The sequence below is a fragment of the Micromonospora sp. NPDC049060 genome (assembly GCF_040649055.1).
Lineage (GTDB): Bacteria > Actinomycetota > Actinomycetes > Mycobacteriales > Micromonosporaceae > Micromonospora > Micromonospora reichwaldensis.
On record NZ_JBEZEV010000005.1, the window covers coordinates 17,184 to 41,055 of the forward strand.

The window sequence follows — 23,872 nt, forward strand, 5'->3', positions numbered from 1 at the left end:
CGCTATCGCCGCCCGGCGACCGCGCGCCAGAGCCGGCCGGACGCGGCCGTCTGGCGACCGACGGCCGGGGGTGGCGGGACGCGGTCGTCCGACGGCCGCAGGTGACCGGCCGCGGCCGTCGGGGCGGGGCGGGTCAGGTGGTGGGAGGCACCGGGGCCTGTGGCCGGTTCTCCCACTTCGTGGAGAGGGCGATGCCGGTCCGGGTGGAGGCGACGCCCGGGGTCCGGTTCAGCCGCACGATGAGCCGCTCCAGCTCGGCGATGGTGCCGACCCTGGCCTTGAGCAGGAACGACTCGACGCCGGCCATGAAGTAGCAGGATTCGATCTCGGGCATCTGCCGGAAGGCCTCCAGCACGTCGTCGGTGTCGCCGCCGGAATCCTCGACGATCCCGATGAGCGCGGTGACGGCGAAGCCGATCGCCTCGGGCTCCACCTCCGCCCGGTAGGCCCGGATCACGCCGCTGGACTCCAGCTTGCCGACCCGCTCGTGCACGGCGGGCGCGGAGAGGCCGACCTGTCGGGCCAGCTCGGCGTAGGACAGGCGGGCGTTGCCGCGTAGCAGCTCCACGAGGCTCAGGTCGATGGCGTCCACGGACTGTGACCCTAGCGGTCCGGGCGTAACGTCGGGCATCCGGCGCGCGTTGGACATGACAGGGTGTAGTCGTCTGCAAACCGACAGTCAAGGGAGCCGCACGCAGGTAATATTTCCTAACTTCCCACTCAGTGCGTTTTTCGCGTTTGGCGGACAGGCCAGGTCGCTGGTGCTGTAATTGCCATACGTCCCTCATGACGGCTCTGGGCTCGCACCGGCCGGGGGCAGTGTGTTCAGCCGGGGGCTTCGTCGACGCGAGGAGGGGGCTGTGGACACTGGAGATCGCCTGCTGACACCGGGTGAAGTTGCCGCGCTGTTTCGGGTTGACCCGAAGACTGTGACGCGATGGGCAGCGGCGGGCCGGATAGGCAGCATCCGGACTCCAGGCGGGCATCGCCGGTTTCGGGAATCCGAGGTGCGGGCCCTGCTTGAGGGGGAGGGCATGTTGGACGAGGCGGAAGACGTCGGCAAGCCGCGTAACGCGGGGCCGGCCACCTCGACCGGGCCGGGCCCGGCCAACGCCGGCATGTACTGAATGGTGCGGATCATCACGCGGGCCGGACGGAAGCTCCGGTCCGCGTCGCGGTGAGCCGGGCCCGGGTCACTCCCGCGCCACGCCCAGCTCACCCGACCAGCGTCGGAACAGCGTGTGCGGTACGCCGAGGGCGTCCAGCACCTTGCCGGCCACGAAGTCGACGAGCTGCGGAGCGGTGGCCGCCGCCCCGGCGCCGTAGAAGCCGGGACTCGCCGGCAGCACCACCGCTCCGGCGTCGTGCAGCGCGATCAGATGCTCCAGGTGGCTGCGGGTCACCGGCGTCTCCCGGGGCACCACCACCACCGGCCGGCGCTCCTTGAGGTTGACCTCGGCGGCCCGCTGCAACAGGTCCTTGGAGAGCCCGATCGCGATGCCGGCACACGCCGCCGTGCTCGCCGGGACCACGGCCATCCCGCGTACCCGGTAGGAACCGCTGCTCGGGCCGGCGGCGAGGTCGCCGGCGGGCCAGTGCCGCACGTCGGCTCCCGCCAGGTCGCGGCCCAGCCAGGCGGCGAGGTCGTCGGCCCAGTGTGCGTCCCGGAACGGGTGCCCGGTCTCGTCGAGGACGGTCAGCCGGGCGGCCCGGGAGACGATCAGGTCCACCGGCTCGCCGGCGTCGAGCAGCGCCCGCACGACGGCCGCCGCGTACGGCGTGCCGGACGCCCCGGAGACTCCGACCACCCATGGTTCGCGCATGCCCTCCAGCCTGCCTGGTCGTCCCCTCCCGGTGCCCGGCACCCCCGCCCGGAGCGTCCGAGATGTCCCGCTCGGGTGTCGGTTGTGCGCCGACGGGCGCGATGTCGTGCCGGGAGCGCGCCCATCCCGCCGGCCTGACATGCTGCCGGTGGCGATTCCCACGCGAAGCGGGATCGAACCCGGGAGGAATCGGTGATGACCGGCGAGGTCCTCTGGTCGCTACGGTCGGAGTGCCCCATCCCGCCCCGGCTCTCGCCGCACGCCGACCGGGTGCAGGAGTGGCTGGTCGGCGACCTGCTGCCGGGCCTCGGCCTGGCGACTGACGACGAGGCACCGCAACGGCTGGCGCACGCCGGCGTCGCCCGGTACGCCGGCCGGCTCTACCCCGGCGCCACCGAGGCCGACCTGCGGGCGTTGACGGCCCTGTTCACCTGGTTCTTCCTGGTCGACGACGCGTGCGACCGGCCGGGCCGGCTCGATGCCGACCAGATCCGGGCGCTGCGGGCGGGCGCGCTCACCCTGCTGCACTCCGGACCCCGGCTCCGGCACGCCGGCCTGACCGGGCCGCTGAGGCGGCTGCTGGTGCACGCGTGGCGGGAGCCGCGCCGGCGGATGCCGGCCCGCTGGCGGCTGCGCTTCGCCGGGGCCGTCGCCGACCATCTCGACGGCACGTGGCGGGAGGCGGCGAACAAGGCGGCCGGCCGCCGCCCCGGCGTCGCCGAGTACGTCGCGCTGCGGCGCGCCACCTCCGCCGCGTACGTGTCGTATCCGCTTGTGGAGTTCGTCACCGGCCGCCCGCTGCCCGACCCGGTCCACCACCACCCGCTGCTGCGGGAGATCGCCGGCACCGGCAACGACCTGCTCTCCTGGTACAACGACCTCGCCTCCCTGGAGCGCGACGAGGCCACCGCCGGCGGGCACAACCTGGTGCTCGCGACGGCGGCCGAGCAGCGGGTGCCGGTGGAGACCGCGGTCGGCCTGACGGCCGAGCGCTGGCGGGCGTCGATGCGGCGCTTCGTCGAGCTACGCGCCGGGGTGCCGTCGTTCGGCCCGGCGCTGGACCGGGCCGTCGCCGACCACCTCGACGGGGTGGCGAACGCCGTCCGGGCCACCGTCGACTGGACCCTGGAGAGCACCCGCTACGGCGGTAAGGAACGGCACCTTGTCAACGCCTCCGGTAGAGGAAGGGGCCCTTCCTGACGGGCTGGCCTGGCCCGACCTTGACACGATCCAGGCTGGCCCGGCCGCAGCCGCCGACAGCCGGCACCCGCAGGGCGAGCAACGGCCCAGGGTCAGGCGCGCAGGCCGAGGCGGATCACCAGGTCGAGCAGGGCGAAGACGAACAGCGCGATGCCGACGAAGCCGTTGGCGGTGAAGAAGGCCCGGTTGACCTTGCTCAGGTCGGTCGGGCTGACCACCAGGTGCTGGTAGCCGAAGGCGACGGCGGTCAGCGCCAGACCCACCCACCAGAGCCAGCCGAAGCCGACCAGCGCCCCGAACCAGACGAACAGCGCGAACGTCACCACGTGCGCGACGGTGGAGGCGTGCAGCGCGAACCGCAGCCCGTAGCGGGCCGGCACGCTGTGCACGCCGATCTGCCGGTCCACCTCGGCGTCCTGGCAGGCGTAGATCAGGTCGAACCCGCCGATCCAGAGGCCGACGGCCACGCCGAGCAGCCACGCCGGCCAGGAGCCGTCGAGGGTGCCGGTGACGCCCAGCCAGGCGCCGACCGGGCCGACGGCCTGGGCGACGGCGAGGATCGCGTGCGGCCAGTTGGTGAACCGCTTGCCGTACGGGTAGACGACCAGCGGCACCACGGCGAGCGGCGCGAGCACCAGGCAGAGCGGGTTGAGCAGGGCGGCGGCGGCGAGGAAGACCACGAGCGCGACCGCCGCGCCGGTCCAGGCCGTCCGCACGCTGACCGCCCCGGTGACCAGCTCCCGGCCGGCGGTACGGGGGTTCCGCGCGTCGATCCGCCGGTCCAGGATCCGGTTGGCGGCCATCGCGAACGTCCGCGCGCCGACCATCGCCACGGTGATCAGCAGCAGGTCCAGCCACCGGACCCGCCCGCCGTCGACCTGCATCGCGGTGAGCGCCGACAGGTACGCGAACGGCAGCGCGAACACGGAGTGCTCGATCGCCACCAGCTTGAGGAAGGACTTCACCCGGCCCGGTCGCTGCACGGGTTCGACGGCGGTGGCCATCAGATGCCGTACTCCTTCCAGCGCTTGTCGACCAGGGAGACGACCTCGGGGGCCATCCGCATCTCCTCCGGCCAGCCCCGGGTGTAGCCCTCCTCGGGCAGCTTGCGGGTCGCGTCGACGCCCGCCTTGCCGCCCCAGAACTGCTGGTACGACGCGTGGTCCAGGTGGTCCACCGGGCCCTCGGTGAGCAGCAGGTCCCGGGCGTAGTCGACGTTGCCGAAGGCGCGGAAGGCGACCTCGTTGTAGTCGTGCACGTCGCAGTCCTCGTCGACGATCACGATCAGCTTGGTCAGCGACATCATGTGCGCGCCCCAGATCGCGTTCATGACCTTCTGGGCGTGCTTCGGGTAGCGCTTGCGGATCGACACGATCGCGCAGTTGTGGAACACCCCGGCGGCGGGCAGGTCGTAGTCGACGATGTCCGGGATCAGGAAGCGCAGCAGCGGCGCGAAGATCCGCTCGGTGGCCTTGCCGAGGCCGTGGTCCTCCTGGGGCGGCTGCGACGTGACGATCGTGTGGTAGACCGGGTCGCGCTGCGTGGTCATGCACTCGATGTGCATCACCGGGAAGGGCTCCACCGGGGTGTAGAAGCCGGTGTGGTCGCCGAACGGGCCCTCGGGGAGCCGCTCGCCCGGCTCGATGTAGCCCTCCAGGACGATCTGCGCGTGCGCCGGCACCTGCAACGGGACGGTCAGGCAGTCCACCATCTCGACCCGCTCGCCGCGCAGGTACCCGGCGAACAGGTATTCGTCGATGTCGGCGGGGAGCGGCGCGCTGGCCGAGTACGCCACCGCCGGGTCGGTGCCGATGGCGATCGCCACCGGCAGGCGCTGGCCGAGCCGCTCGGCTACCGCGTGGTGCGCCGTGGAGTTCTTGTGGATCTGCCAGTGCATGCCGATGCTGTTCCGCGAGTGCTGCTGCAACCGGTACAGCCCCAGGTTGCGCTTGCCGGTCTCCGGGTGCTTCGTGTGGGTCAGCCCGAAGTTGTGGAAGATCCCGCCGTCACCCGGCCAGACCTGCAACCCCGGCAGCCGGTTCAGGTCGACGTCGTCGCCCCGGTAGACCACCTGCTGGCAGGGGGCGGTCCTGACCTTCTTCGGCGGCATCGACGTGAGCTGCCTGACCTTGCCCAGGCCGTCCATCATCCCGGAGAGGCCCACCGGCAGCTCCGGCTTGAGCATGTTGCCGATCCGCTCGCCGACCTCGTCCAGCGACTCGACGCCGAGCGCCATCGCCATCCGCTTCTCGGTGCCGAAGAGGTTGATCACCACCGGCATCTCGCCCCGGGTGGGCCGCTCGAAGAGCAGCGCCGGGCCGTCCGCGCGGACCGTCCGGGTGACGATCTCGCTGATCTCCAGGGTGGGATCGACCGGCGCACTCACCCGCCGCAGCTCGCCCGCGCGCTCCAGCGCCGCGAGGAAGTCCTTGAGATCGGTGTACGGGAAGCCACGAGCCGCCATGCCTGCCAGTCTCCCGCACCGACCTGGGCGGCGACCACGCCGGGTGGTGTGACACCGGCGATCCACCGGCACGTCGGCGCGGGCACGGCCGGGCCGCTTCTGCCGGCGGAGTCCGCGCCATCGAACATTGTCGCTCCGGCGGGCCGGATCGGAGGGCCGGCGCTCACTAGGATCAGGTCCGCCGACCGGGCCGGCGGTGACGCCCGCCGCGGCTCCGCGGACCGGCCCACCCCACGAAGGAGATCGATGACAACTGTGCGCTTCCCGCGCGGCAGCGTGCTGCGCGCCCTGACGGTGCTGGCCGTGGTCACGGCGGGCGCCGGCACGGTGGCCGGCCCGGCCGCCGCGCGGACCGACCCCGGTTGGGTCAGCGGCTGGCTCAACGACCTCACCGTCGGCGCGGCCGGTGCGCCCGGCCGGTCGGCACCGCTGGACCTGAGCAGCAGCGGCGCGACCGCCCCCCGGGTCACCGTCGACCTGACCGGTCTCGCCGGCGTCGCCACGGCCAGCTTCCCCAGCTGGTGTGTCACCGAGGGCACCTCGGTGACCTGCCCGATGCCGCCGGAGGCGACCCCGGACGAGTACGGCACCGTCAACGGCACGGTGCCGGTGGTGTTCCGCGCCGTTCCGGGCGCCGTCGACGGCGCGACCGGCACGCTGGACTACACGGTCCGGGCCGACGGGCTGGAGCCGTACACCCAGCAGGCGACCGTCAGCGTGCGCTCCGGGGCCGATGTCCTCGACCTGGTCGACGAGTACGTCTCGGGCGCCGAGGTCGGCGACGTCCACGCCGTGCCCGTGGCCGTGGTCAACGCCGGTGACCAGCCGGCCGAGGATCTCCGGGTGACCTTCCGCTTTCCGGTCGGCCTGCACCCCGCCAGCTACCGGAACTGCCGGTACGGCACCGATCCCGTCCTCGCCACGGTGGTGGTCTGCACCGTGCGGGGCACGTTCGCGCCCGGGATCCGGCACGAACTGCGCAACGGCCTCGCCACCACGATCGGTCCGGCCGCCCTCGGCGACAAGCGCATCACCCAGTTCGTGGAGCCGCTGGCCACCGCGGGGCCGCTGCCCGGCAACGTGCGGCTGACCCGCCGGGAGGCCGACCGCGCGCTCCGGCTGCGGCCGGTCGGCGGGACGCTCGATCCGGTCACCGCCACCGGCCCGGGCGGCGGGACCTACCTGCGGAACATCCACGGCGCCTTCGACATCGTCGCCGTGGGCGCCACCGTCACCGGTGCCGTCGGTGCCACCGTGCGGGTGAGCGTGGGGATCCGCAACGAGGGTCCGGGTGTGCCGGACGGCACCGTCTCCGGCGGCAACGCCGGCGGGTTCCTCTTCACCCCACCGGCCGGCGTGACCGTGCTGGCCACCCCGCCCGGCTGCTCGCCGACCGGCGACGACGAGGGCGGCGCTCCGACGTCCTGGGTCTGCTGGCTGGGGGCGGTGTTCCCCGCCGGGCAGAGCTTCACGGTCCCGTTCGACCTGCGGATCGACGGGCCCGCGGGCGCCCCCGGCGAGGTCAGGTCGTACTACGACTACCCGCGTCCGGACGACGATCCGGCTGACAACGCCGCCCCGGTCACGCTCGGCTGACCGGACAACGGCACGCCTCGACGGAGGTGGGCCGGCCTCGGGCAAGCCGTGGCCGGCCCACCCCGCCCTCGGCTGTCCGGGTGCGTCAGCGGGCGGCCGGCTCCCAGGCGTACGCGGCCAGGGGCGCGTCGAGCGGGGCGCCGGTGAGCCGGTTGGCCAGGGTGGAGATGGTGTACGTGCCGACGCCGAGCACCACGTCCAGCGCGTGCCGGGACTGGTAGCCGGCCGTCAGGAAGGCGGCGATCCCGTCCTCGGGCACCGCGCCCCGGTGGTCGAGCACGGCGAGGGTGAAGCGCCGCAGCGCCTCCAGCCGGTCGTCGGGCAGCGGCGTGCCGGCGCGCAGCGCGTCGATCAGCTCGGGCGTCGCGCCGTGCCGGGCGAGGGCGGCGGTGTGCATGGCGACGCAGAGGTGGCACTCGTTGCGGGTGGCGACCGTCATGACGACGACCTCACGCTCGACCGGGTCGAGGGCACACTTCTCGAAGATGCCGTTGACGGTGAGGAAGCCGGTGAGCAGCTCCGGGGACTCGGCCATCAGGCCGACGGCGGCGGGCAGGTGACCGAGCCTGCGGCGTACGCCCTCCATGGTCGGCCGGGCGGCGGCGGGTGCGGTGTCGGCGGTGTGCGCGGTGAACGGGGGCACGGCAAGCCTGCTCTCGGGGGTCGGGGACGGTCGGCGCGGCCCGATCGGCGACGCGCCGCGCGTGACGTAGGATCGTCAACGTGGTTGTCGAAACAGTAAACGAGGTTGTCGAACGTGGCAACGGCTGACCCCGACCGGCCCGGCTTCCTGCTGCCCCTGCTGCTGCTGGCCGGCTTCCGTACGCTCGTCGACGACCTGCACGCGGAGCTGGCCCGGCAGGGGCACCCGGAGCTGCGGCCGTTGCACGGCTTCGTCCTCCAGGCCGTCGGCGCCGAGGGCACCACCGCCACGGAGCTGGGCCAGCGGCTCGGCGTCTCCAAGCAGGCGGCCGGCAAGACGGTGGACCGGCTCGTCGCCCTCGGCTACCTGGAGCGTGCCGACGACCCGCGCGACGCCCGGCGCAAGCTGGTCCGGGTGACCCTGCACGGCCTGGACGGGCTGCGCCGCTCGGCAGCCGTCTTCGACCAGCTCCGGCAGCGGTGGGCCGCCACCCTCGGCCCCGACCGGGTCGCCGCCCTGGAGGACGACCTGCGCGCGGTCACCCCGGCCAACCCGTTCCGCCTCGACGTGCCCGGCTGGTTCGGCGGCTGACCCCCGCCCTGGCGTTCACGCCCGGGGCGGGCCCCCGGCCCGGTTCCCGGGTGCGCTCGACGGTCTCCTGCCGGGCCGACATCCGGTACTGGCACCCGCCCGGAGCCGGGAGCAACAGGCGCCCGGCGGGGCCGGCAGCAGCACGGCCGCCCGCCGTCAAGACCCCCGGTCGCCGTCGCCCGAACGGTCGAAGCCCGAACGGTGCGCGCCGCGCGGCCCCGCGGACCGACCCGGCCCACCCGCCGACAGGCGCCTTTCCCGGGACGTCCGAGCCGGTCATAGGCCTTTCGGTCACCCGCTAACACACCGCGTGCGAACGCGGCCAGCACCGTCCATGCGGAATTGTCCGCCGTTCAGTCGGGCCCCGCCGGATCCGCGCGGGGACGTAAATCTTCCGACATTGCCCGCAGACAATTCCAATGGTTCCGTCACCACCATCCGAAACATTTTCCATCGGAGATGGGGGTGACGGTTGGCTATGGCCACCTTCAATCAGCAGAACCAGCGCGTGGATCGGCAGTTCAACGCCGAAACCATCGATCTGCGGAACAGCACCTTCGAACGTCTGCCCGACAACGCCGGCCAGACGGAACTCGTCCCTCGGCTGGAGGCCGTCCTGAGGGCGGTGGAACAGGCCACGGCCAGCGGCGCCCTCGACCCGCAGGTCGGCCGCACCGTCGTCGACGACCTGCACGGCGCCCGCCGGAGCCTGACCCGCGACGACCAACGCGAGGCCTCGCGACGGCTGCGGCGGGCCATCGAGGTGCTGCAGGCGGCGGCGCCGCTGGCGGTGATCGGCGGGGCGATGGCGACCATCTGGAACTCGTTGGGCGGGGCTTCCTGATGACCACCTTCGACCAGCACGGCCAGCGCGTCTTCGGCGCCCAGATCAACGCCGACAACGTGCACATCAACAAGTCCGACGGGCCGCAGCAGCTGATGGCCTACGGGCGGCGAGCCGTCGCCGAACGGCTGTACAAGAGGGCGGCCGAATACTTCACCGAGGCGATCGCCAAGGGGGCGAAGGGCTCCGACCCGCACTACTACCTGGCTCTCGCGCTCCTCGGCGGCAGACGGCCCAGCCGGATGGGCCGCGAGGCGCAGCAGGTGATGACCCGGGTGGAGGAGCACCTGGGCAGGGCACTCCAGATCGACCCCGCCGCGGCGCACGTCCGCGCCCTCTGGGCGGCCGTCAAGCGCGACCACTACGCCGACCGCCACGACCCCGGCCCGTCCGTCGCCGACATCGAGGCCGGAGCCGGCGACATCGACCCGGTGCACGCGGCCGAGATCGCCCCCTTCCTCGGCAACCGCGAGAACCGGCTGTGGCAGGCCACCGTCGCCGTGGCGCAGGCCGGCATCGAGGAACGCAAGCCGAACGTACGCAAGTACTTCGTCCGTACGCCCGTGCCACCCGCGACCGGTGGGGCGCAGGCCATGATGGTCGCCGGTGGCATCGGGTTGGTCCTCGCACTGATCCTCGTGATCGCGTCGTTGTCGGAGTCGGGTTACCTCTGCCTCGCGGTGCTCGTGGGTGTGGGCGGCCTCGTCCTGCTGGTCAAGGGATTCGGCCAGTACAACGCGCTCACGTCGGCGTACGAGCGTGACCTGGCGGCGGCCGAGCCGAAGCCGAGCGACGAGCAGATGGACGTGTGGCTGCACTTCGACAAGTTCGGAGTTCTCGACCACGCCCTGCGGCACCTCGACCGCGAACTGGACGATCTGATCTGCGAGCCGCAACTCGTCATCGGTCCCGCCTCGCCCACCGAACAGGCGGTGGGAAAGGACGGCATCCGTCGGTTCTCGCGGTACAAGTTCGTCATCCTGCTGCTCGGACAGACCCGCATCTCGGTCTTCTCCTGCGAGTGGGACTTCGTCAAGTGCATCGTGTCGAACGCCGACGCCTTCGACTTCCGCTACAAGGACATCACCGGCCTACGAATGCGGCAGTTGCACGAGGCGACGCACGGCAGCCGACTGGTGATGACCGGCGACGACGGCAAGGAGATGGAGGTACGGTTCGCCAAGATCTTCGAGATGATCATTGCGGGTACGGACCGGATCGCGGTGACCATCGACGTCCAGGCGCAGAACGCCGGCGCCGGGTTGCAGCCCACGGGGGCCACCGCCACCGAACGGCTCGTCCGGCGGCAGTTGGACGACGCGGCCTGACCGCCCGGTCGCGGCTGCTCGGTCTCGCGCCTACGCGCCGGAGTAGAGCCGGTCAGGATCGACCAGGACCACATCGGGTCGGTGGGCGGCGAGCTGCCGCAGTTCGGCGGTGAACCCCTCGGCGCTGGCCAGCAGCAGCCGCGCACCGCGCGCGTCGAGCCCGGGGCGGGCGACGAGCAGCTCGCGCGCCCGCTGTAGTCGATCCAGGTGGGGCCGGCCCAGCAGCCGGCCCCACTTGACTTCGCCGATGGCGAGCAGGGGACGCGGACCGTCCCCGAGCGGCGACTCGCCGAGGGCGACGAGGTCGAGTTCGTGGCTGCTCCGGCTGGCCGGATCGGTGAGGACCGCCGCGCTCACCTCGGCAACCGGGCCGCCCAACGTCTCCTGGTCGGCGAACCGCAACGCCCACTGCCGGACGATCTCCTCGAACGCCGGTCCGAGCACCGCGCTGGCATACCGGGGCTGGGAGCGCCGCCAGACGTCCGCGCCGCGTCGCTGCTCCAACGCGGTCCAGGCCGGACGCATGACGGCCTGGTAGAAGGTGATCAGCGGTTCGGCGATGCGATAGCGGCTGCGGCCGCTGCGCAGAGGGTCCGGCTCGCGTACCAGGAGACCGGCGTCCTCGAGCACGGTGAGAGGGTGGTGCAGATCGGTGCTCTTCCGACCGATGAAACCCGCGATGCCGCCACGGGTGCCGTTGCCTTCGGCGACCGCCGACAGCACCGAGTGGTAGAGGGCCGTGTCCCGGAGGTCCGGATCCTCGGCGAGCAGGTAGCGCGCCTCGCGGAACAGCGGGCGGGCGGGATTGAGGACCGCCCGCGCGACCCAGTCGTCGAAGTCGTCCGGCCCGTCGGGCGTGTCGTCCTGCACGTACTCGCGTCGGTAGGCCGGCGTGCCTCCGACGATGGCGAACACCTGGGCGGCGAGCAACGGATCGTCGAATCCCCAGAACGCCGCGGCGGCCCGGTAGTCCAGAGGCGCGACGGGCAGCTCCAGCCCGGCTCGCCCGCGCAGCGGCGCGGAGCCGGCCAGCAGCCCACCCATGAACGAGAGCGCCGAACCACACAGCAGGAGACGGGTACGGGAGGCGGTGCGCTCGGCACGGCCGGGGGTGAGCGCGTGCTGGATCACCGACGGCAGGTCCCGGCTCGCCCGAGCCAGGTAGGGGAACTCGTCGACCACCACTGTGACCGGCCGGTCCCGGCCGAGGGCCAGCAGTGCGTCGACCGCGCTCGCCCAGTCCGCGAGGTGCACCGGCCCGGGAGCGCCCACGTGCCGACCGAGCGCCTCGCCCAGACGCCGCAACGAGTCCGCCTGCGTCGCCTCGGTCGCCCCGAAGTAGAAGCCGCCCGTGGCGCGGGCCAGCTCGTACAGCAGCAGGGTCTTGCCCTGACGGCGGCGGCCGCTCACGACGCCCAGGGTCGCGCCCGGACGGCCGTCGGCGGCGAAGCGGGCCAGCTCAGCCCACTCGACGTCGCGGTCGAAGATCCCGGGCGGCTTCGTCAGGTGCACAGCAGGAAGTATAACTACACTTATAATAAGTGCGGTTATACGTCTTGCAAGGCTGGCTCAGTCCAGGCCGCCGTAGGAGTGCAGGCCCTCGAAGAAGATGTTCACGCCGAAGAGGTTCATCAGCATGGTGAGGAAGCCGACGACGGCGAGCCAGGTCGCGACGTTCCGCTTCACGCTCGGGGTGGCCCGCGCGTGCAGGTAGCCGGCGTAGATCACCCAGGAGATGAACGACCAGGTCTCCTTCGGGTCCCAGCCCCACGGCCGCCCCCAGGCCGCCTCGGCCCAGATCGCCCCGGCGATCACCGCGAAGGTGAAGACCGGGAACGCGAAGGCGTGCAGCACGAAGGTCAGCCGCTCCAGCGCCGCCGCCGCCGGCAGCCGCTTCGCCAGGGTGTACGGGAAGCTGCGCCGACCCTGCTCGTAGCCGGAGCGCATCAGGAACGCCACCGCCGGCACCGCGCCCAGCAGGAAGATGCCGGAGGCGAAGACGATCGTCGAGACGTGGATGACGAACCAGTACGAGTTGAGCGCCGGCACCAGCGGCACGATCGGGGTGTAGAGCACCAGCTCGGCGGTCGCCACCAGCAGCACCATCACCAGCGACATGAACAGCCCGAGGCGGCGCAGCTGCGGCCGCTTCCAGAGCACCACCAGCCAGGCGGCGACCCCGATCCAGGTGCCCGTGAGCACGAACTCGTACATGTTGCCCCAGGGCATCCGGTCCGCGGCGAGACCGCGCGTGACCAGCGCCCCGAGGTGCAGCAGCGCCCCGAGCGCGGTGGCCGCGACGGCGACCAGGCCGCCCAGCCGGGCGCGTCGGGCCGTACGCTCGGCCGCCGCCGCGCCGGTGTCGGCGGGTGCGGCGGGGGTGCTGCCCCCGGCCGCGCCGACGCCGGCGCCGACCAGCTCGCGGGCGGGTGCCGCGGCGACCCGGGCGCGGGAGTTGCCCAGCGCGTACTCGACGGCGTGGCTGATCATCGCGATCAGGTACGCCAGGATCGCGAACGACACCAGCTGGTCGGAGAGTGCGGACATCACTCGGCTCCTTCTCGCGCTCCGGCCCGGTCGCCGCCGTCGCGGTCGACACCGGCCTCCTCGTCCGACCGCCCGTCGCCGCCGACTGCGGCCACGAGCTGCGCGAACTCGTCGGCGAACCCGGGATGGTCGGTGCGCGGCAGGCCACCGGCCTCGACCAAACTACTACCGCTCGTCGGAGATCCACTCGTGGGGTCGGCGGCACCCGCCGGCAGCACCCGGAAGAAGACCCGGCGACGCCGCCCGAACAGCGAACCCATCAGCCCGACCAGCAGGACGGCGGAGCTGACCAGCAGCAGCGTCGAGCCGGGGTCGTAGCGGACCGACAGCGTGATGTACGGCACGGTGCCCAGGAACTCGAGCGTGGTGCCGTCGTCCAGCTTCCAGGTCTCCCCCTTGCGGAGCAGCTTGGTGCCGACCTCCTTGACCTTGCCGGCATCCACCTGCCGCTGATCCAGCTTGTAGACCGAGCCGGGGATGCCGGCGTCCATGCCCAGGTTGCCCTGGTAGGCGACGAGGTTCAGCGCCGGATTCCGCTCGGTGGGGTACTCGGAGCGGGCGAAGGGCGCGGCGGCCGGCGCGGTCGGCAGGTAGAGCCCGGAGAAGGCCATCTGCGTGTTCGCATCCCGCTCACCCGTGGCCGGATCCACGTTGATGTCCGGGAACGCCGCCAGCCCCTCGCTGGTCAGGCCGATGTCGCCGGTCGTCAGGAACGGGAAATTGCTGGTCTGGCTCTTGCCGAACCGGTCGGTGTAGCGGATCACCGGGGCATAGCCGTGGCCCAGCAGGTAGACGTTCGCGCCGTCGAGGCGCAGCGGGGAATTGACCGAGAATCCGGCCGGCCGCCGCTCGCCGCCGGCCTCGTCCACGGTCACCCTGGCCTCGTAGAAGTCAGGCTGACCGGACTCCAGGAACCGGGCGTCGAAGTCGTCGAGTTGGATGCAGAAGCCCGGCAGGTCGGCGCTGCTGACGCGGGGGCCGAGCTTGCTCTCGGCGTACTGCTGGCGGGTGTTGCAGAACGCGTTGTCCTTGCCGGCCACCAGCAGCTTGTTGCCGCTCCAGCCGTACCAGGAGCCGAGCGCGACGCCGACCAGCACGAGCACCAACGAGCTGTGGAAGAGCAGGTTGCCGGTCTCCTTGAGGTAGCCCTTCTCGGCGGAGACCTCGTCGCCGCGGACCACCACCCGCCAGCGCCGCCGGCGCAGCACCTCCGCGATCGCCGCCGCGCCCCCCTCGGGCGCGGCCAGCACGGTGTGCTGCGGCAGCCGGTCCAGCCGCCTCGGCGCGGTCGGCGGCTTCGACCGCAGCGCCCGCACGTGGTCGCGCAGCCGGGGCGTGATGCAGCCGATCAGCGAGGTGAAGAGCAGCAGGTAGATCGCGGAGAACCAGACCGAGCCGAACGCCTCGAAGGCGCCGATCCGGTCCAGCACCGGGGCCAGGTCGGGGTGCGCGGTGAAGTAGTCCCGCACGTCCTCCGGGTTGACCCCGCGCTGCGGCAGCACCGAGCCGGGAATGGCGGCCACCGCGAGCAGGAAGAGCAACACCAGGGCCGTACGCATGCTGGTGAGCTGCCGCCACGAGTTGCGCAGCAGGGCCAGCAGGCGGTTGGGCCGGCGCCGGGGAGCCTCGGCCGGCGGTGCCGGCCGCTCGTCGACGGCGGTCATCAGATGCTCACCTCGCCCGCCCCGACGGTGGTCTGCAACCAGATCACGAAGTTCGTCCAGCCGCCGGTGACCAGCGCGAGGCCGATCAGGATCAGCAGCGCCCCGCCCACCCGGGTGACCCAGCGGCTGTTGCGCCGGACCGCCCGGAACACCCCGAGCAGCCGCTCGAAGCCCAGCCCGAAGACGACGAACGGCACCCCCAGCCCCAGGCAGTACGCCAGGGCGAGCACCACGGCCCGGTCGGTCTGCCCGCCGACGCCGGCCATGCCCAACACCGCGCCGATCGTCGGGCCGGCGCAGGGCACCCAGCTGAGCGCGAAGACCGCGCCGAAGACCGGCGCGCCGAGCAGCCCGGCGGCGGGCAGTCGCTGGATCCGGAACTCCCGCTGCAACCCCGGAACCAGCCCCACGTAGCTCAGGCCGAGCACGACGATCAGCGCGCCAATGACGATCTCCAGCGTCCGCTCGTACTCGAAGAAGACCCGGCCGACGCTGGCGAAGAGGATCGCGGTGGCGGTGAAGACGACGGTGAAGCCGGCGATGAAGAGCAGCGTGCCGGCGAGCACCCGGCCCTTGACCGCGGCCCTCGTCGGCTCGGTGCGCTCCCGCACCGCCACCCCGCCCCCGCCCTCGGTGTCAGGAAGGGACCCTTCCGCTACCGGATCCGTTGACGGGGGGCCCTTCCTGACCTGCGGGCGCCGGGTTTCGAGGTCGGCGCCGGCGAGGCCGGTGACGTACGACAGGTAGCCCGGCACCAGCGGCAGCACGCACGGGGAGAGGAAGCTGACCAGCCCCGCGAGCGCCGCCGCGCCGATGGCGAGCAGCAGCGGACCCGACTGGGCGAGTTCCGAGAACGTCTCGCCCATCAGCGGGAACCGTTGGGCGCGGGTTTCTCGGCCGCGATCCGCTCGACGATGGGCTGGAGGCCCTCCTGCTTCACCGCCGCGCGGATCACCACGGCGATCCGGCCGTCCCGGTCCAGCACGACGGTGGCCGGGATGGTGTTCGGCGGGATGTCCAGGGCCAGCGCCAGCCGGCTCGGCGGGTCGAAGAGGCTCGGGTAGGTGACCTTGAAGCTCTCCTCGAAGGCGAGCGCCTTGTCCCGCTGGTCCTGGATGTTGATGCCCAGGAACGTCACCCCGGAGCCCTTCGTGGCCTGGTACGTGTTCTCCAGGTCGTCCGCCTCCGCCCGGCACGGCGCGCACCACGAGCCCCAGAAGTTGACCACCACGACCTGGCCGCGGTCCCTCGCCACGTCGTGGCTGCCGCCGGTGAGCAGCTCACCGGCGAGCTTCGGGGCGGCCGAGCGCTGGTCGGGGGCGCACTCGATGATGCCGCCGGAGTTGTCGCACGCCTCCTCGCCGTCGCGCGACGAGCAGCCGGCCAGTGCCACCGACACGACGGCGGCGAGCAGACCCGCGGTCAACCTCCGGGCGTTCATCAGGCCCCCTTGGCCGTCCTGGCTGTCGGCGACATCGCGATCAGGTGCGCGGCCGGCTCGGAGTAGCCGATGCCGACCACCTTGGCGCCGTCGAAGTGGAAGGAGGTGAGGCTGGCCAGCCCGCACTGGCGCTTGCGCGGGTCGTGCCAGAGCCGCTTGCGCTCGACGTGGCGGCGCAGCGTCCAGATCGGCAGCTGGTGGGAGACCAGCACGGCCTCGCGCCCCTCGGCCGCCACCCGGGCGGCGTTCAGGGCGGCGAACATCCGCTCCGCGATGGCCCGGTAGGCCTCGCCCCAGGACGGGGTGACCGGGTCCCGCAGCACCCACCAGTTACGCGGGTCGCGGAACGAGCCGTCGCCGGGCGAGACCTTCTTGCCCTCGAACCAGTTGGCGCTCTCGATGAGCCGCTCGTCCGCGCCGACCGGCAGCCCGAACTGCGCGGCGATCGGCTCGGCCGTCTGCTGGGCGCGCTCCAGCGGGCTGGCCACCACGTGCACGACCTCCCGCTCGGCCAGCCCCTGCGCGGCGGCCTTGGCCATCTGCACGCCGAGCTCGGAGAGCCGGAAGCCCGGCAGCCGGCCGTAGAGGATGCCGTCCGGGTTGTGTACCTCGCCGTGCCGCAGCACGTGGACCACCGTCTTGCTCACCGCTACCCCCCGTGATCTGCCGCTGCCGCAGCGTTGGCCGCCACCGGCAGGGCTGCGGCGATCTGCTCCAGAGCGGCGTCGTCCAGCGCCGCAGACACGAACCACGCCTCGAACGCGCTCGGCGGCAGGTAGACGCCGCCCGCGAGCATCGCGTGGAAGAACGCCTTGAACGCCGGCACCTGCTGGGTGCGGGCGCTGTCGTAGTCGACCACGTCGGCGTCGGTGAAGAAGACCGAGAACATGTTTCCCGCGTACGACAGCCGGTGCGGGACCCCGGCGGCGGCGAGCGCGTCCGCGGCGAGCCTGCCCACGACGGCGGCCGTGTCGTCGAGCTTGCGGTAGAGCGCGTCGTCGGCCAGCCGCAGGGTGGCCAGGCCGGCGGCGCAGGCCAGCGGGTTACCGGAGAGGGTGCCGGCCTGGTAGACCGGGCCGGCGGGGGCCAGTCGCTCCATGATCTCCGCGCGCCCGCCGAACGCCGCGGCGGGCAGCCCACCACCCATGACCTTGCCGTACGTCCACAGGTCGGCGTCGGAGGGGTCGAGGCCGTGCCAGCCGGCGCGGGAGACCCGGAACCCGGTCATCACCTCGTCGACGATGAGCAGCGCCCCGTGCGCGTGCGCGATCCGGGCGAGCTGGGAGTTGAAGCCGTCGCGCGGGGCGACCACGCCCATGTTGCCGGCGGCGGCCTCGGTGATGATCGCGGCGATGTGCTGGCCCTCGGCGGCGAACGCCTGCTCCACGGCGGCGACGTCGTTGTACGGCAGCACGATCGTGTCGCCCGCCGCCGCCCCGGTCACCCCGGGCGAGTCGGGCAGGCCGAGGGTGGCCACCCCCGAGCCGGCGGCGGCCAGCAGGCCGTCGGAGTGCCCGTGGTAGCAGCCGGAGAACTTGATGATCCGGGGGCGGCCGGTGAAGCCGCGTGCCAGCCGGATCGCCGACATGGTGGCCTCGGTGCCGGAGTTGACCAGCCGGACCTGCTCGACCGGCGTGCGGTCGACGATCTCGGCGGCCAGCTCGACCTCGCCCGGGGTCGGGGTGCCGAAGCTGGTGCCCCGGGTCGCGGCCGACCGGATCGCGTCCACGACCTCCGGGTGCGCGTGGCCGAGGATCAGCGGGCCCCAGGAGGAGACCAGGTCGACGTAGCGCCGGTCGTCGGCGTCGTAGAGCCAGGGCCCCTCCCCCCGGACCATGAAGCGCGGCGTGCCGCCGACGGCACGGAACGCGCGCACGGGAGAGTTCACCCCGCCGGGCACGATGGCCTTGGCGCGGTCGAACAGGGCCTCGGAGGCCGGTGCTTCGGCCGGGTAGCGGCCGGATCCGGCGGGAAACATATCGGTCACGATGCCGCCATTGTGTCAGCGTCGGGCGGCGAATCGGCAGGCACCCCGTACCGGGGTTACCAGGCTCACCCGGGTCGGCCCTCACCGCCGTCCCGGCGGCGTCACGTCCGCGGCGCGGGACGTCCCCGTTCCCGACCTCCTCGGGAGCGCGGTCGCCGCGCCCGGCCGGCTCGGTCGCCACCGCTCGACGGGCCGGGTGGCCCGGATCGCGCTAGGCTGACCCGGTGGATCGTGCCGAACTGTCCATCACGCTACACCGGACGGGCGACGAAGCTGTGCTTCGCCTGGCCGGTGAGATCGACATGCTCACGGCCGCCCAGCTGTCGACCGTCGTCAACGAGGTCCTCGCCGAGCCGCCGCCGCGCATCGTGCTCGACCTCGGCGGGGTCACCTTCTGCGACTCACAGGGCCTGGGCACCCTCGTCGTACTCAGCCGCAAGGCCAGCCACGCGCAGAGCCTGCTGATCCTGACCAACGTCGGCGACTTCCTGCTCCGCGTCCTGGACATCACCGGCCTGCGCAGCGCCCTGATGATCCGCAACGACCAGACCACGGGCTGACTTTCCGCCCGCCCGCTGTGGCGCGGCGGCGCGATCTTGGCGAGTTACGGCCCCTCAGGGGGCCGCCAGCTACCAAGATCTCGCCTGCGCACCTCAGCTCGCCCGGCGTAGTTCCGATGCCTGGGTCAGGGGGTGTTGCCCCAGCGGGCCTGTTCCAGGAGCTGCACCGCGCGGTCGCGGGAATCCTGATCGTCGAGGCGCAGCATCGCGGTGGCCTCGTCGACCGCGTCGGTCAGCACCCGCAGCTGCGCGTCGCGGTCCCGCACCAGATCCGACTGGGCGGCGAGCTGCCGGGTCTTCACCCACAGCTCGACGAAGACCGACACCTTGGCCCGCAGCACCCACGGGTCGAACGGCTTGGTCAGGTAGTCGACCGCGCCGACCGCGTAACCGCGCAGCGCGAGCTGGGCGTCCCGGTCGGCGGCGGTGAGGAAGATGATCGGCACGTGCCGCGTACGCTCGCGGCGCTTGATGTGGCTGGCCGTCTCGAAGCCGTCCATGTCCGGCATCTGGGCGTCCAGCAGGATCACCGCGAAGTCGTCGACCAGCAGCTGCTTCAGGGCCGCCTCGCCGCTCTCGACGGCGACGGACTGGACCGGCAGGCCCTGGAGAATCGCCTCCAGTGCCATCAGGTTCTCCCGGCGGTCGTCCACCAGCAGCGCCTTTGCCATCTGGGTCACGAACTCTCCTCGGTTCGGCTGCCGCTGATCCAGGACGACATGAGTTCGATCAACTCGTCCAGGTCGACGGGCTTGGTGATGTAGTCACTTCCCCCGGCCGCCAGCGCCGACTCGCGGTCGCCGGGCATGGCCTTGGCGGTCAGGAAGACGATCGGCAGGTCGGCGAACCGGTGGTTGCGCCTGATTTGTCGGGTCGTCTCGTAACCGTCCTGATCGGGCATCATCGCATCCATCAGGACGATGTCCACCTCCGGATGCTCGGCCAGCAGGCGGACGCCGTCCGCCCCGTTGTCCGAGTACAACACGGTCAGGCCGTGCAGTTCCAACGCGCTGGTCAGCGCGAAGACGTTCCGGACGTCGTCGTCGACGATCAGCACGGTGGTGCCCTCCAGCCGCCGGGTGGCCGGCGTGGAGGCCGGCTCGGGCAGCTCCGGCGGGGGCATGAGCAGCGAGGACGGCAGCCCGGCCCGCGCCGGTGACGGCGGCAGCGGCGCGACCACCGCGTCCGGGGCGAGCACGTCCGGTACGAAGAGGGTGAACGTCGAGCCCTGGCCGGGCGCCGACGCCACCACGATGCTGCCGCCCAGCAGCCGGGCCAGGTCCCGGCTGATCGACAGCCCCAGCCCCGTACCGCCGTAGCGACGGCTGGTGGTGCCGTCGGCCTGCTGGAAGGCCTCGAAGATCAGCGACAGCTTGTCGTCGGAGATGCCGATGCCGGTGTCGACCACGGTGAACGCGATGACCTGCTGCGCGTTTGTCAGGGCCGGCACGTCGAAGACCGTGTTGTCGGGCGCTGGCGCGATCCGCAGCGTCACCGCCCCGTTGTCGGTGAACTTGACCGCGTTGGAGAGCAGGTTGCGCAGGATCTGCTGGAGTCGCTGGGCGTCGGTGACCAGCGCCTCCGGCAGGTCCTTGCTGATCCGTACCTGGAAGTCCAGGCCCTTCTCCTCGGCCTGCGGCGCGAACGCCTGCTCCACGTACCCGCGGATCTCGTCGAACCGGACGGCGGTGGGCTCGACGTCCATCCGCCCCGCCTCGATCTTGGACAGGTCCAGGATGTCGTCGATCAGCGACAGCAGGTCGGAGCCGGCGCCGTGGATCGTCCGGGCGAACTCGATCTGCTTCGGCGTGAGGTTCTGCTCCGAGTTCTCGGCCAGCAGCCGGGCCAGCAGCAGCAGCGAGTTCAGCGGCGTACGCAGCTCGTGGCTCATGTTGGCCAGGAACTCCGACTTGTACGCCGACGCCCGCGTGAGCTGCTGGGCCTTCTCCTCCAGGCCGAGCCGGGCCAGCTCGATCTCCCGGTTCTTCGTCTCGATGTTGCCCTTCTGCTCCGAGAGCAGCTGCGCCTTGTCCTCCAGCTCGGCGTTGGTGCGCTGGAGTTCCGCCGACTGTTCCTGCATCTCGTGGGCGAGCCGCTGGGACTGCGCGAGCAGTTCCTCCGTACGCCGGTTGGCCTGGATGGTGTTGACGGCGACGCCGGTGGTGAGCACGAGCCGCTCCAGGAACGACAGGTGCAGCTCGGAGAAGGCCGCCACGCTGGCGAACTCGATGACCCCGAGCAGCTCGCCCTCGAAGAGCACGGGCAGCACGACCAGGTCGGCCGGCGGGGTCTCGGCGAGCCCGGAGCGGAGCATCAGCTTGCTGTCCGGCACCCCGCCCATCCGGATGGTGCGGCGGGACAGGGCGGCCTGCCCGACCAGCCCCTCGCCGGGGCCGAAGGTGACCTCGTGCCCCCGGGCGACGTAGCCGTAGGAGGCGGTCAACCGCAGCCGCATCACGCCCTCGGACGTGTCCGCCAGGAAGAACGCGCCGAGCTGCGCGTCGACCAGCGGTGTCACCTCCATCATGATCATGCGGCAGACCTCGCCGAGGTCGCGCTGCCCCTGGAGGAGGCCGCCGATCCGGGCCAGGTTCGAGTCGAGCCAGCCCTGCTCGGCGTTCTTCTTGGTCGTCTCCCGGAGGGTGACGATCATCTGGTTGATGTTGTCCTTCAGCTCGGCGACCTCGCCCTGCGCCTTGACCGCGATCCGCTGGGTCAGGTCGCCCCGGGTCACCGAGGTGGAGACCTGCGCGATGGCGCGCAGCTGGGTGGTGAGGGTCGAGGCGAGCTGGTTGACGTTCTCGGTGAGGTCCCGCCACGTACCCGAGACGCCCTTCACCTGGGCCTGACCGCCCAGCTTGCCCTCGGTGCCCACCTCGCGGGCCACCCGCGTCACCTCGTCGGCGAACGACGACAGCTGGTCGACCATCGTGTTGACCGTGGACTTCAGCTCCAGGATCTCGCCCTGGGCGTCGACCGTGATCTTCTGCGACAGGTCACCCTTCGCCACCGCCGTGGTGACCGAGGCGATGTTCCGCACCTGCGACGTCAGGTTCGACGCCATCGAGTTCACGTTGTCGGTCAGGTCCCGCCACGTACCCGAGACGCCCTTGACCTGGGCCTGACCGCCCAGCTTGCCCTCGGTGCCCACCTCGCGGGCCACCCGCGTCACCTCGTCGGCGAACGACGACAGCTGGTCCACCATCGTGTTCACCGTCGACTTCAGCTCCAGGATCTCGCCCCGGGCGTCCACGGTGATCTTCTGCGACAGGTCACCCTTCGCCACGGCGGTGGAGACCTGGGCGATGTTCCGCACCTGGGCCGTCAGGTTCGACGCCATCGAGTTCACGTTGTCGGTCAGGTCCCGCCAGGTGCCGGCGACGCCCCGCACCTGGGCCTGACCGCCCAGCTTGCCCTCGGTGCCCACCTCGCGGGCCACCCGCGTCACCTCGTCGGCGAACGACGACAGCTGGTCCACCATCGTGTTCACCGTCGACTTCAGCTCCAGGATCTCGCCCCGGGCGTCCACGGTGATCTTCTGCGACAGGTCGCCCTTCGCCACGGCCGTGGTGACCGAGGCGATGTTGCGCACCTGCGACGTCAGGTTCGACGCCATCGAGTTCACGTTGTCGGTCAGGTCCCGCCACGTACCCGAGACGCCCTTCACCTGGGCCTGACCGCCCAGCTTGCCCTCGGTGCCCACCTCGCGCGCGACGCGCGTGACCTCGTCGGCGAACGACGAGAGCTGGTCCACCATCGTGTTCACGGTGTTCTTCAGCTCCAGGATCTCGCCCTGGGCGTCGACCGTGATCTTCTGCGACAGGTCGCCCTTCGCCACGGCGGTGGAGACCTGGGAGATGTTGCGCACCTGGCTGGTCAGGTTGCCGGCGAGCTGGTTGACATTCTCGGTGAGGTCGCGCCAGGTGCCGGAGACGCCGCGCACCTGGGCCTGGCCGCCCAGCTTGCCCTCGATGCCCACCTCGCGCGCGACGCGCGTCACCTCGTCGGCGAACGACGACAGCTGGTCCACCATCGTGTTCACGGTGTCCTTCAGCTCCAGGATCTCGCCCTGCGCCGCCACGGTGATCTTCTGCGACAGGTCGCCCCGGGCCACCGCCGTGGAGACCTGGGCGATGTTGCGGACCTGGGCGGTCAGGTTGGACGCCATCGAGTTGACGCTGTCGGTCAGGTCCTTCCACGTGCCGGCCACGTTCGGCACGTCGGCCTGCCCGCCGAGCTTGCCCTCGGTGCCCACCTCGCGGGCCACCCGGGTCACCTGCTCGGCGAAGAGCCGCAGGGTGTCGGTGAGGTAGTTCATCGTGTCGGCCAGCTCGGCGACCTCGCCGCGCGCGCTGACCGTGATCTTCTGCGACAGGTCGCCCTTGGCCACCGCCGTCGCCACCTGGGAGATCGACCGCACCTGGCCGGTCAGGTTCGACGCCATGGTGTTCACCGAGTCGGTGAGGTCCTTCCAGGTGCCGGCGACGCCGCGCACGTCGGCCTGGCCGCCGAGCTTGCCCTCGGTGCCCACCTCCCGCGCGACCCGGGTGACCTCGTTCGAGAAGGACGAGAGCTGGTCGACCATCGTGTTGACCGTGCGGCCGATCCGCAGGTACTCACCGCGCAGCGGCCGGCCGTCGATCTCCAGCGCCATGTGCTGGGAGAGGTCGCCGTCGGCGACCGCGACGATGACCCGGGCGATCTCGGTGGTCGGCCGGCCCAGGTCGTCGATGAGCGAGTTGACCGCCCGCTGCCCCTCCGCCCAGGAGCCGTCCAGCCCCTCGTCGTCCAGGCGCTCGGTGAGCCGGCCGTCCCGGCCGACGATCCGGCTGATCCGCCGCAGGTCGAGGTACTGCTGCTCCTGGAGCGACACGACCTCGTTGAAGGCGTCCGCGACCTCACCGGCGCGGCCGGCCCGGCGGGGCAGCCGCACCTTCAGGTCGCCCCCGCGCACCCGCCGCAGCGCCTCGGTCAGCTCGCCGAGGAGCGCCTCGTGGTCGGGCGCGGACTGGTCCACGGTCGCCGACTGTTTCGTGGTCATCATTCCTCGCTCAGCTCGGGGCCACCGGCTCCTGCCGACACCGGCCATGCCCCCATTGTGCCCGTGGCCTCGTCCGCGCCACGTCCACGCGCCCGACCCAGACCACTCCCACCGCCCCGGCCCCGCCCCGCCGGGCCCCGCCT

At 72.0% G+C, this 23,872-nt stretch carries 21 protein-coding genes; 7 read left to right on the forward strand and 14 right to left on the reverse strand.

Annotated features, from left to right (window positions below):
• Nucleotides 1-133: 133 nt before the first annotated feature.
• Nucleotides 134-592, reverse strand: coding sequence for an Lrp/AsnC family transcriptional regulator (locus tag AB0B83_RS03765; RefSeq protein WP_357576843.1), 459 nt, complete (start codon nucleotides 590-592; stop codon nucleotides 134-136).
• A gap of 268 nt (nucleotides 593-860) precedes the next feature.
• Between AB0B83_RS03765 and AB0B83_RS03770 the strand changes: the two genes are divergently transcribed.
• A complete protein-coding gene (locus AB0B83_RS03770) occupies nucleotides 861-1,127 on the forward strand; it encodes a BldC family transcriptional regulator (RefSeq protein WP_132232190.1) in 267 nt (88 codons plus the stop codon).
• 66 nt (nucleotides 1,128-1,193) lie between these two features.
• Here the strand turns inward: AB0B83_RS03770 and AB0B83_RS03775 are convergent, their stop codons facing one another.
• Entirely contained in the window at nucleotides 1,194-1,823 is a 630-nt protein-coding gene (locus AB0B83_RS03775) for a UbiX family flavin prenyltransferase (RefSeq protein WP_357576844.1), read from the reverse strand.
• Between the two features lie 195 nt (nucleotides 1,824-2,018).
• Here AB0B83_RS03775 and AB0B83_RS03780 point away from each other — a divergent pair, with 195 nt between their 5' ends.
• On the forward strand, nucleotides 2,019-3,023 hold the full coding sequence (locus AB0B83_RS03780; RefSeq protein ID WP_357576845.1) for a terpene synthase: 1,005 nt from the start codon (nucleotides 2,019-2,021) through the stop codon (nucleotides 3,021-3,023).
• A gap of 92 nt (nucleotides 3,024-3,115) precedes the next feature.
• Here AB0B83_RS03780 and mqnP read toward each other — a convergent pair whose 3' ends face one another.
• Together mqnP and AB0B83_RS03790 are read right to left on the reverse strand one after the other, a co-directional pair.
• Nucleotides 3,116-4,027, reverse strand: coding sequence for a menaquinone biosynthesis prenyltransferase MqnP (mqnP, locus tag AB0B83_RS03785; protein ID WP_357576846.1), 912 nt, complete (start codon nucleotides 4,025-4,027; stop codon nucleotides 3,116-3,118).
• A complete protein-coding gene (locus AB0B83_RS03790; protein WP_357576847.1) occupies nucleotides 4,027-5,487 on the reverse strand; it encodes a menaquinone biosynthesis decarboxylase in 1,461 nt (486 codons plus the stop codon). Before AB0B83_RS03790 ends, mqnP begins: the two co-directional genes overlap by 1 nt.
• 246 nt (nucleotides 5,488-5,733) lie before the next feature.
• Here AB0B83_RS03790 and AB0B83_RS03795 point away from each other — a divergent pair, with 246 nt between their 5' ends.
• Nucleotides 5,734-7,083 carry a hypothetical protein gene (locus AB0B83_RS03795; protein WP_357576848.1) on the forward strand — a complete coding sequence of 450 codons (1,350 nt, stop codon included), beginning with the start codon at nucleotides 5,734-5,736 and terminating at the stop codon, nucleotides 7,081-7,083.
• Between the two features lie 85 nt (nucleotides 7,084-7,168).
• Here the strand turns inward: AB0B83_RS03795 and AB0B83_RS03800 are convergent, their stop codons facing one another.
• The gene (locus AB0B83_RS03800; RefSeq protein ID WP_357576849.1) at nucleotides 7,169-7,726 is read right to left on the reverse strand and encodes a carboxymuconolactone decarboxylase family protein; all 558 of its coding nucleotides are present in this window, start codon (nucleotides 7,724-7,726) and stop codon (nucleotides 7,169-7,171) included.
• A gap of 114 nt (nucleotides 7,727-7,840) precedes the next feature.
• On the opposite strand from AB0B83_RS03800, the gene AB0B83_RS03805 reads away from it, so the two are divergent.
• The 3 genes from AB0B83_RS03805 to AB0B83_RS03815 all read left to right on the forward strand — a co-directional run bounded on the left by AB0B83_RS03805 (nucleotide 7,841) and on the right by AB0B83_RS03815 (nucleotide 10,489).
• On the forward strand, nucleotides 7,841-8,317 hold the full coding sequence (locus AB0B83_RS03805; RefSeq protein ID WP_357576850.1) for a MarR family winged helix-turn-helix transcriptional regulator: 477 nt from the start codon (nucleotides 7,841-7,843) through the stop codon (nucleotides 8,315-8,317).
• 478 nt (nucleotides 8,318-8,795) lie between these two features.
• Nucleotides 8,796-9,161, forward strand: coding sequence for a hypothetical protein (locus AB0B83_RS03810; protein WP_357576851.1), 366 nt, complete (start codon nucleotides 8,796-8,798; stop codon nucleotides 9,159-9,161).
• Complete coding sequence (locus AB0B83_RS03815) at nucleotides 9,161-10,489, forward strand: hypothetical protein (RefSeq protein WP_357576852.1); 1,329 nt, start codon at nucleotides 9,161-9,163, stop codon at nucleotides 10,487-10,489. Before AB0B83_RS03810 ends, AB0B83_RS03815 begins: the two co-directional genes overlap by 1 nt.
• Nucleotides 10,490-10,519: 30 nt before the next feature.
• Here the strand turns inward: AB0B83_RS03815 and AB0B83_RS03820 are convergent, their stop codons facing one another.
• Genes AB0B83_RS03820 through hemL form a run of 7 tightly spaced genes read right to left on the reverse strand, consistent with a single transcriptional unit; the run spans nucleotide 10,520 to nucleotide 18,128 of the window.
• Nucleotides 10,520-12,001, reverse strand: a complete 1,482-nt coding sequence (locus tag AB0B83_RS03820; RefSeq protein WP_357576853.1) for an ATP-binding protein — start codon at nucleotides 11,999-12,001, stop codon at nucleotides 10,520-10,522.
• Nucleotides 12,002-12,058: 57 nt separating this feature from the next.
• A complete protein-coding gene (gene ccsB, locus AB0B83_RS03825; protein ID WP_357576854.1) occupies nucleotides 12,059-13,036 on the reverse strand; it encodes a c-type cytochrome biogenesis protein CcsB in 978 nt (325 codons plus the stop codon).
• The gene (locus AB0B83_RS03830) at nucleotides 13,036-14,700 is read right to left on the reverse strand and encodes a cytochrome c biogenesis protein ResB (protein WP_357576855.1); all 1,665 of its coding nucleotides are present in this window, start codon (nucleotides 14,698-14,700) and stop codon (nucleotides 13,036-13,038) included. Before AB0B83_RS03830 ends, ccsB begins: the two co-directional genes overlap by 1 nt.
• Nucleotides 14,700-15,566, reverse strand: a complete 867-nt coding sequence (locus AB0B83_RS03835) for a cytochrome c biogenesis protein CcdA (protein WP_357576856.1) — start codon at nucleotides 15,564-15,566, stop codon at nucleotides 14,700-14,702. The genes AB0B83_RS03830 and AB0B83_RS03835 overlap by 1 nt, the downstream gene beginning before the upstream one ends.
• Nucleotides 15,566-16,141 (reverse strand): TlpA disulfide reductase family protein, encoded by a 576-nt coding sequence (locus tag AB0B83_RS03840; RefSeq protein WP_357576857.1) that lies wholly within the window; start codon nucleotides 16,139-16,141, stop codon nucleotides 15,566-15,568. Before AB0B83_RS03840 ends, AB0B83_RS03835 begins: the two co-directional genes overlap by 1 nt.
• Nucleotides 16,141-16,788 (reverse strand): histidine phosphatase family protein, encoded by a 648-nt coding sequence (locus AB0B83_RS03845; RefSeq protein WP_357576858.1) that lies wholly within the window; start codon nucleotides 16,786-16,788, stop codon nucleotides 16,141-16,143. Before AB0B83_RS03845 ends, AB0B83_RS03840 begins: the two co-directional genes overlap by 1 nt.
• A gap of 2 nt (nucleotides 16,789-16,790) precedes the next feature.
• Nucleotides 16,791-18,128: a glutamate-1-semialdehyde 2,1-aminomutase gene (gene hemL / locus AB0B83_RS03850; protein WP_357576859.1), complete on the reverse strand. Its 1,338-nt coding sequence runs from the start codon at nucleotides 18,126-18,128 to the stop codon at nucleotides 16,791-16,793.
• A gap of 224 nt (nucleotides 18,129-18,352) precedes the next feature.
• Between hemL and AB0B83_RS03855 the strand changes: the two genes are divergently transcribed.
• Nucleotides 18,353-18,688: an STAS domain-containing protein gene (locus AB0B83_RS03855; protein WP_089002478.1), complete on the forward strand. Its 336-nt coding sequence runs from the start codon at nucleotides 18,353-18,355 to the stop codon at nucleotides 18,686-18,688.
• A gap of 125 nt (nucleotides 18,689-18,813) precedes the next feature.
• Here AB0B83_RS03855 and AB0B83_RS03860 read toward each other — a convergent pair whose 3' ends face one another.
• Nucleotides 18,814-19,368, reverse strand: coding sequence for a response regulator (locus AB0B83_RS03860; RefSeq protein WP_151455014.1), 555 nt, complete (start codon nucleotides 19,366-19,368; stop codon nucleotides 18,814-18,816).
• Entirely contained in the window at nucleotides 19,365-23,732 is a 4,368-nt protein-coding gene (locus AB0B83_RS03865; protein ID WP_357576860.1) for a HAMP domain-containing protein, read from the reverse strand. The genes AB0B83_RS03860 and AB0B83_RS03865 overlap by 4 nt, the downstream gene beginning before the upstream one ends.
• Nucleotides 23,733-23,872: the final 140 nt, after the last annotated feature.

Excerpts from the sequence above, each read along its gene's own strand:
- AB0B83_RS03790 (WP_357576847.1), bottom strand. The coding sequence starts at position 5,487 with ATGGCGGCTCGTGGCTTCCCGTACACCGATCTCAAGGACTTCCTCGCG.
- AB0B83_RS03835 (WP_357576856.1), bottom strand. The coding sequence starts at position 15,566 with ATGGGCGAGACGTTCTCGGAACTCGCCCAGTCGGGTCCGCTGCTGCTC.
- AB0B83_RS03865 (WP_357576860.1), bottom strand. The coding sequence starts at position 23,732 with ATGATGACCACGAAACAGTCGGCGACCGTGGACCAGTCCGCGCCCGAC.
- AB0B83_RS03840 (WP_357576857.1), bottom strand. The coding sequence starts at position 16,141 with ATGAACGCCCGGAGGTTGACCGCGGGTCTGCTCGCCGCCGTCGTGTCG.
- AB0B83_RS03780 (WP_357576845.1), top strand. The coding sequence starts at position 2,019 with ATGACCGGCGAGGTCCTCTGGTCGCTACGGTCGGAGTGCCCCATCCCG.
- AB0B83_RS03830 (WP_357576855.1), bottom strand. The coding sequence starts at position 14,700 with ATGACCGCCGTCGACGAGCGGCCGGCACCGCCGGCCGAGGCTCCCCGG.
- mqnP (WP_357576846.1), bottom strand. The coding sequence starts at position 4,027 with ATGGCCACCGCCGTCGAACCCGTGCAGCGACCGGGCCGGGTGAAGTCC.
- AB0B83_RS03795 (WP_357576848.1), top strand. The coding sequence starts at position 5,734 with ATGACAACTGTGCGCTTCCCGCGCGGCAGCGTGCTGCGCGCCCTGACG.
- AB0B83_RS03775 (WP_357576844.1), bottom strand. The coding sequence starts at position 1,823 with ATGCGCGAACCATGGGTGGTCGGAGTCTCCGGGGCGTCCGGCACGCCG.
- AB0B83_RS03815 (WP_357576852.1), top strand. The coding sequence starts at position 9,161 with ATGACCACCTTCGACCAGCACGGCCAGCGCGTCTTCGGCGCCCAGATC.
- AB0B83_RS03810 (WP_357576851.1), top strand. The coding sequence starts at position 8,796 with ATGGCCACCTTCAATCAGCAGAACCAGCGCGTGGATCGGCAGTTCAAC.
- ccsB (WP_357576854.1), bottom strand. The coding sequence starts at position 13,036 with ATGTCCGCACTCTCCGACCAGCTGGTGTCGTTCGCGATCCTGGCGTAC.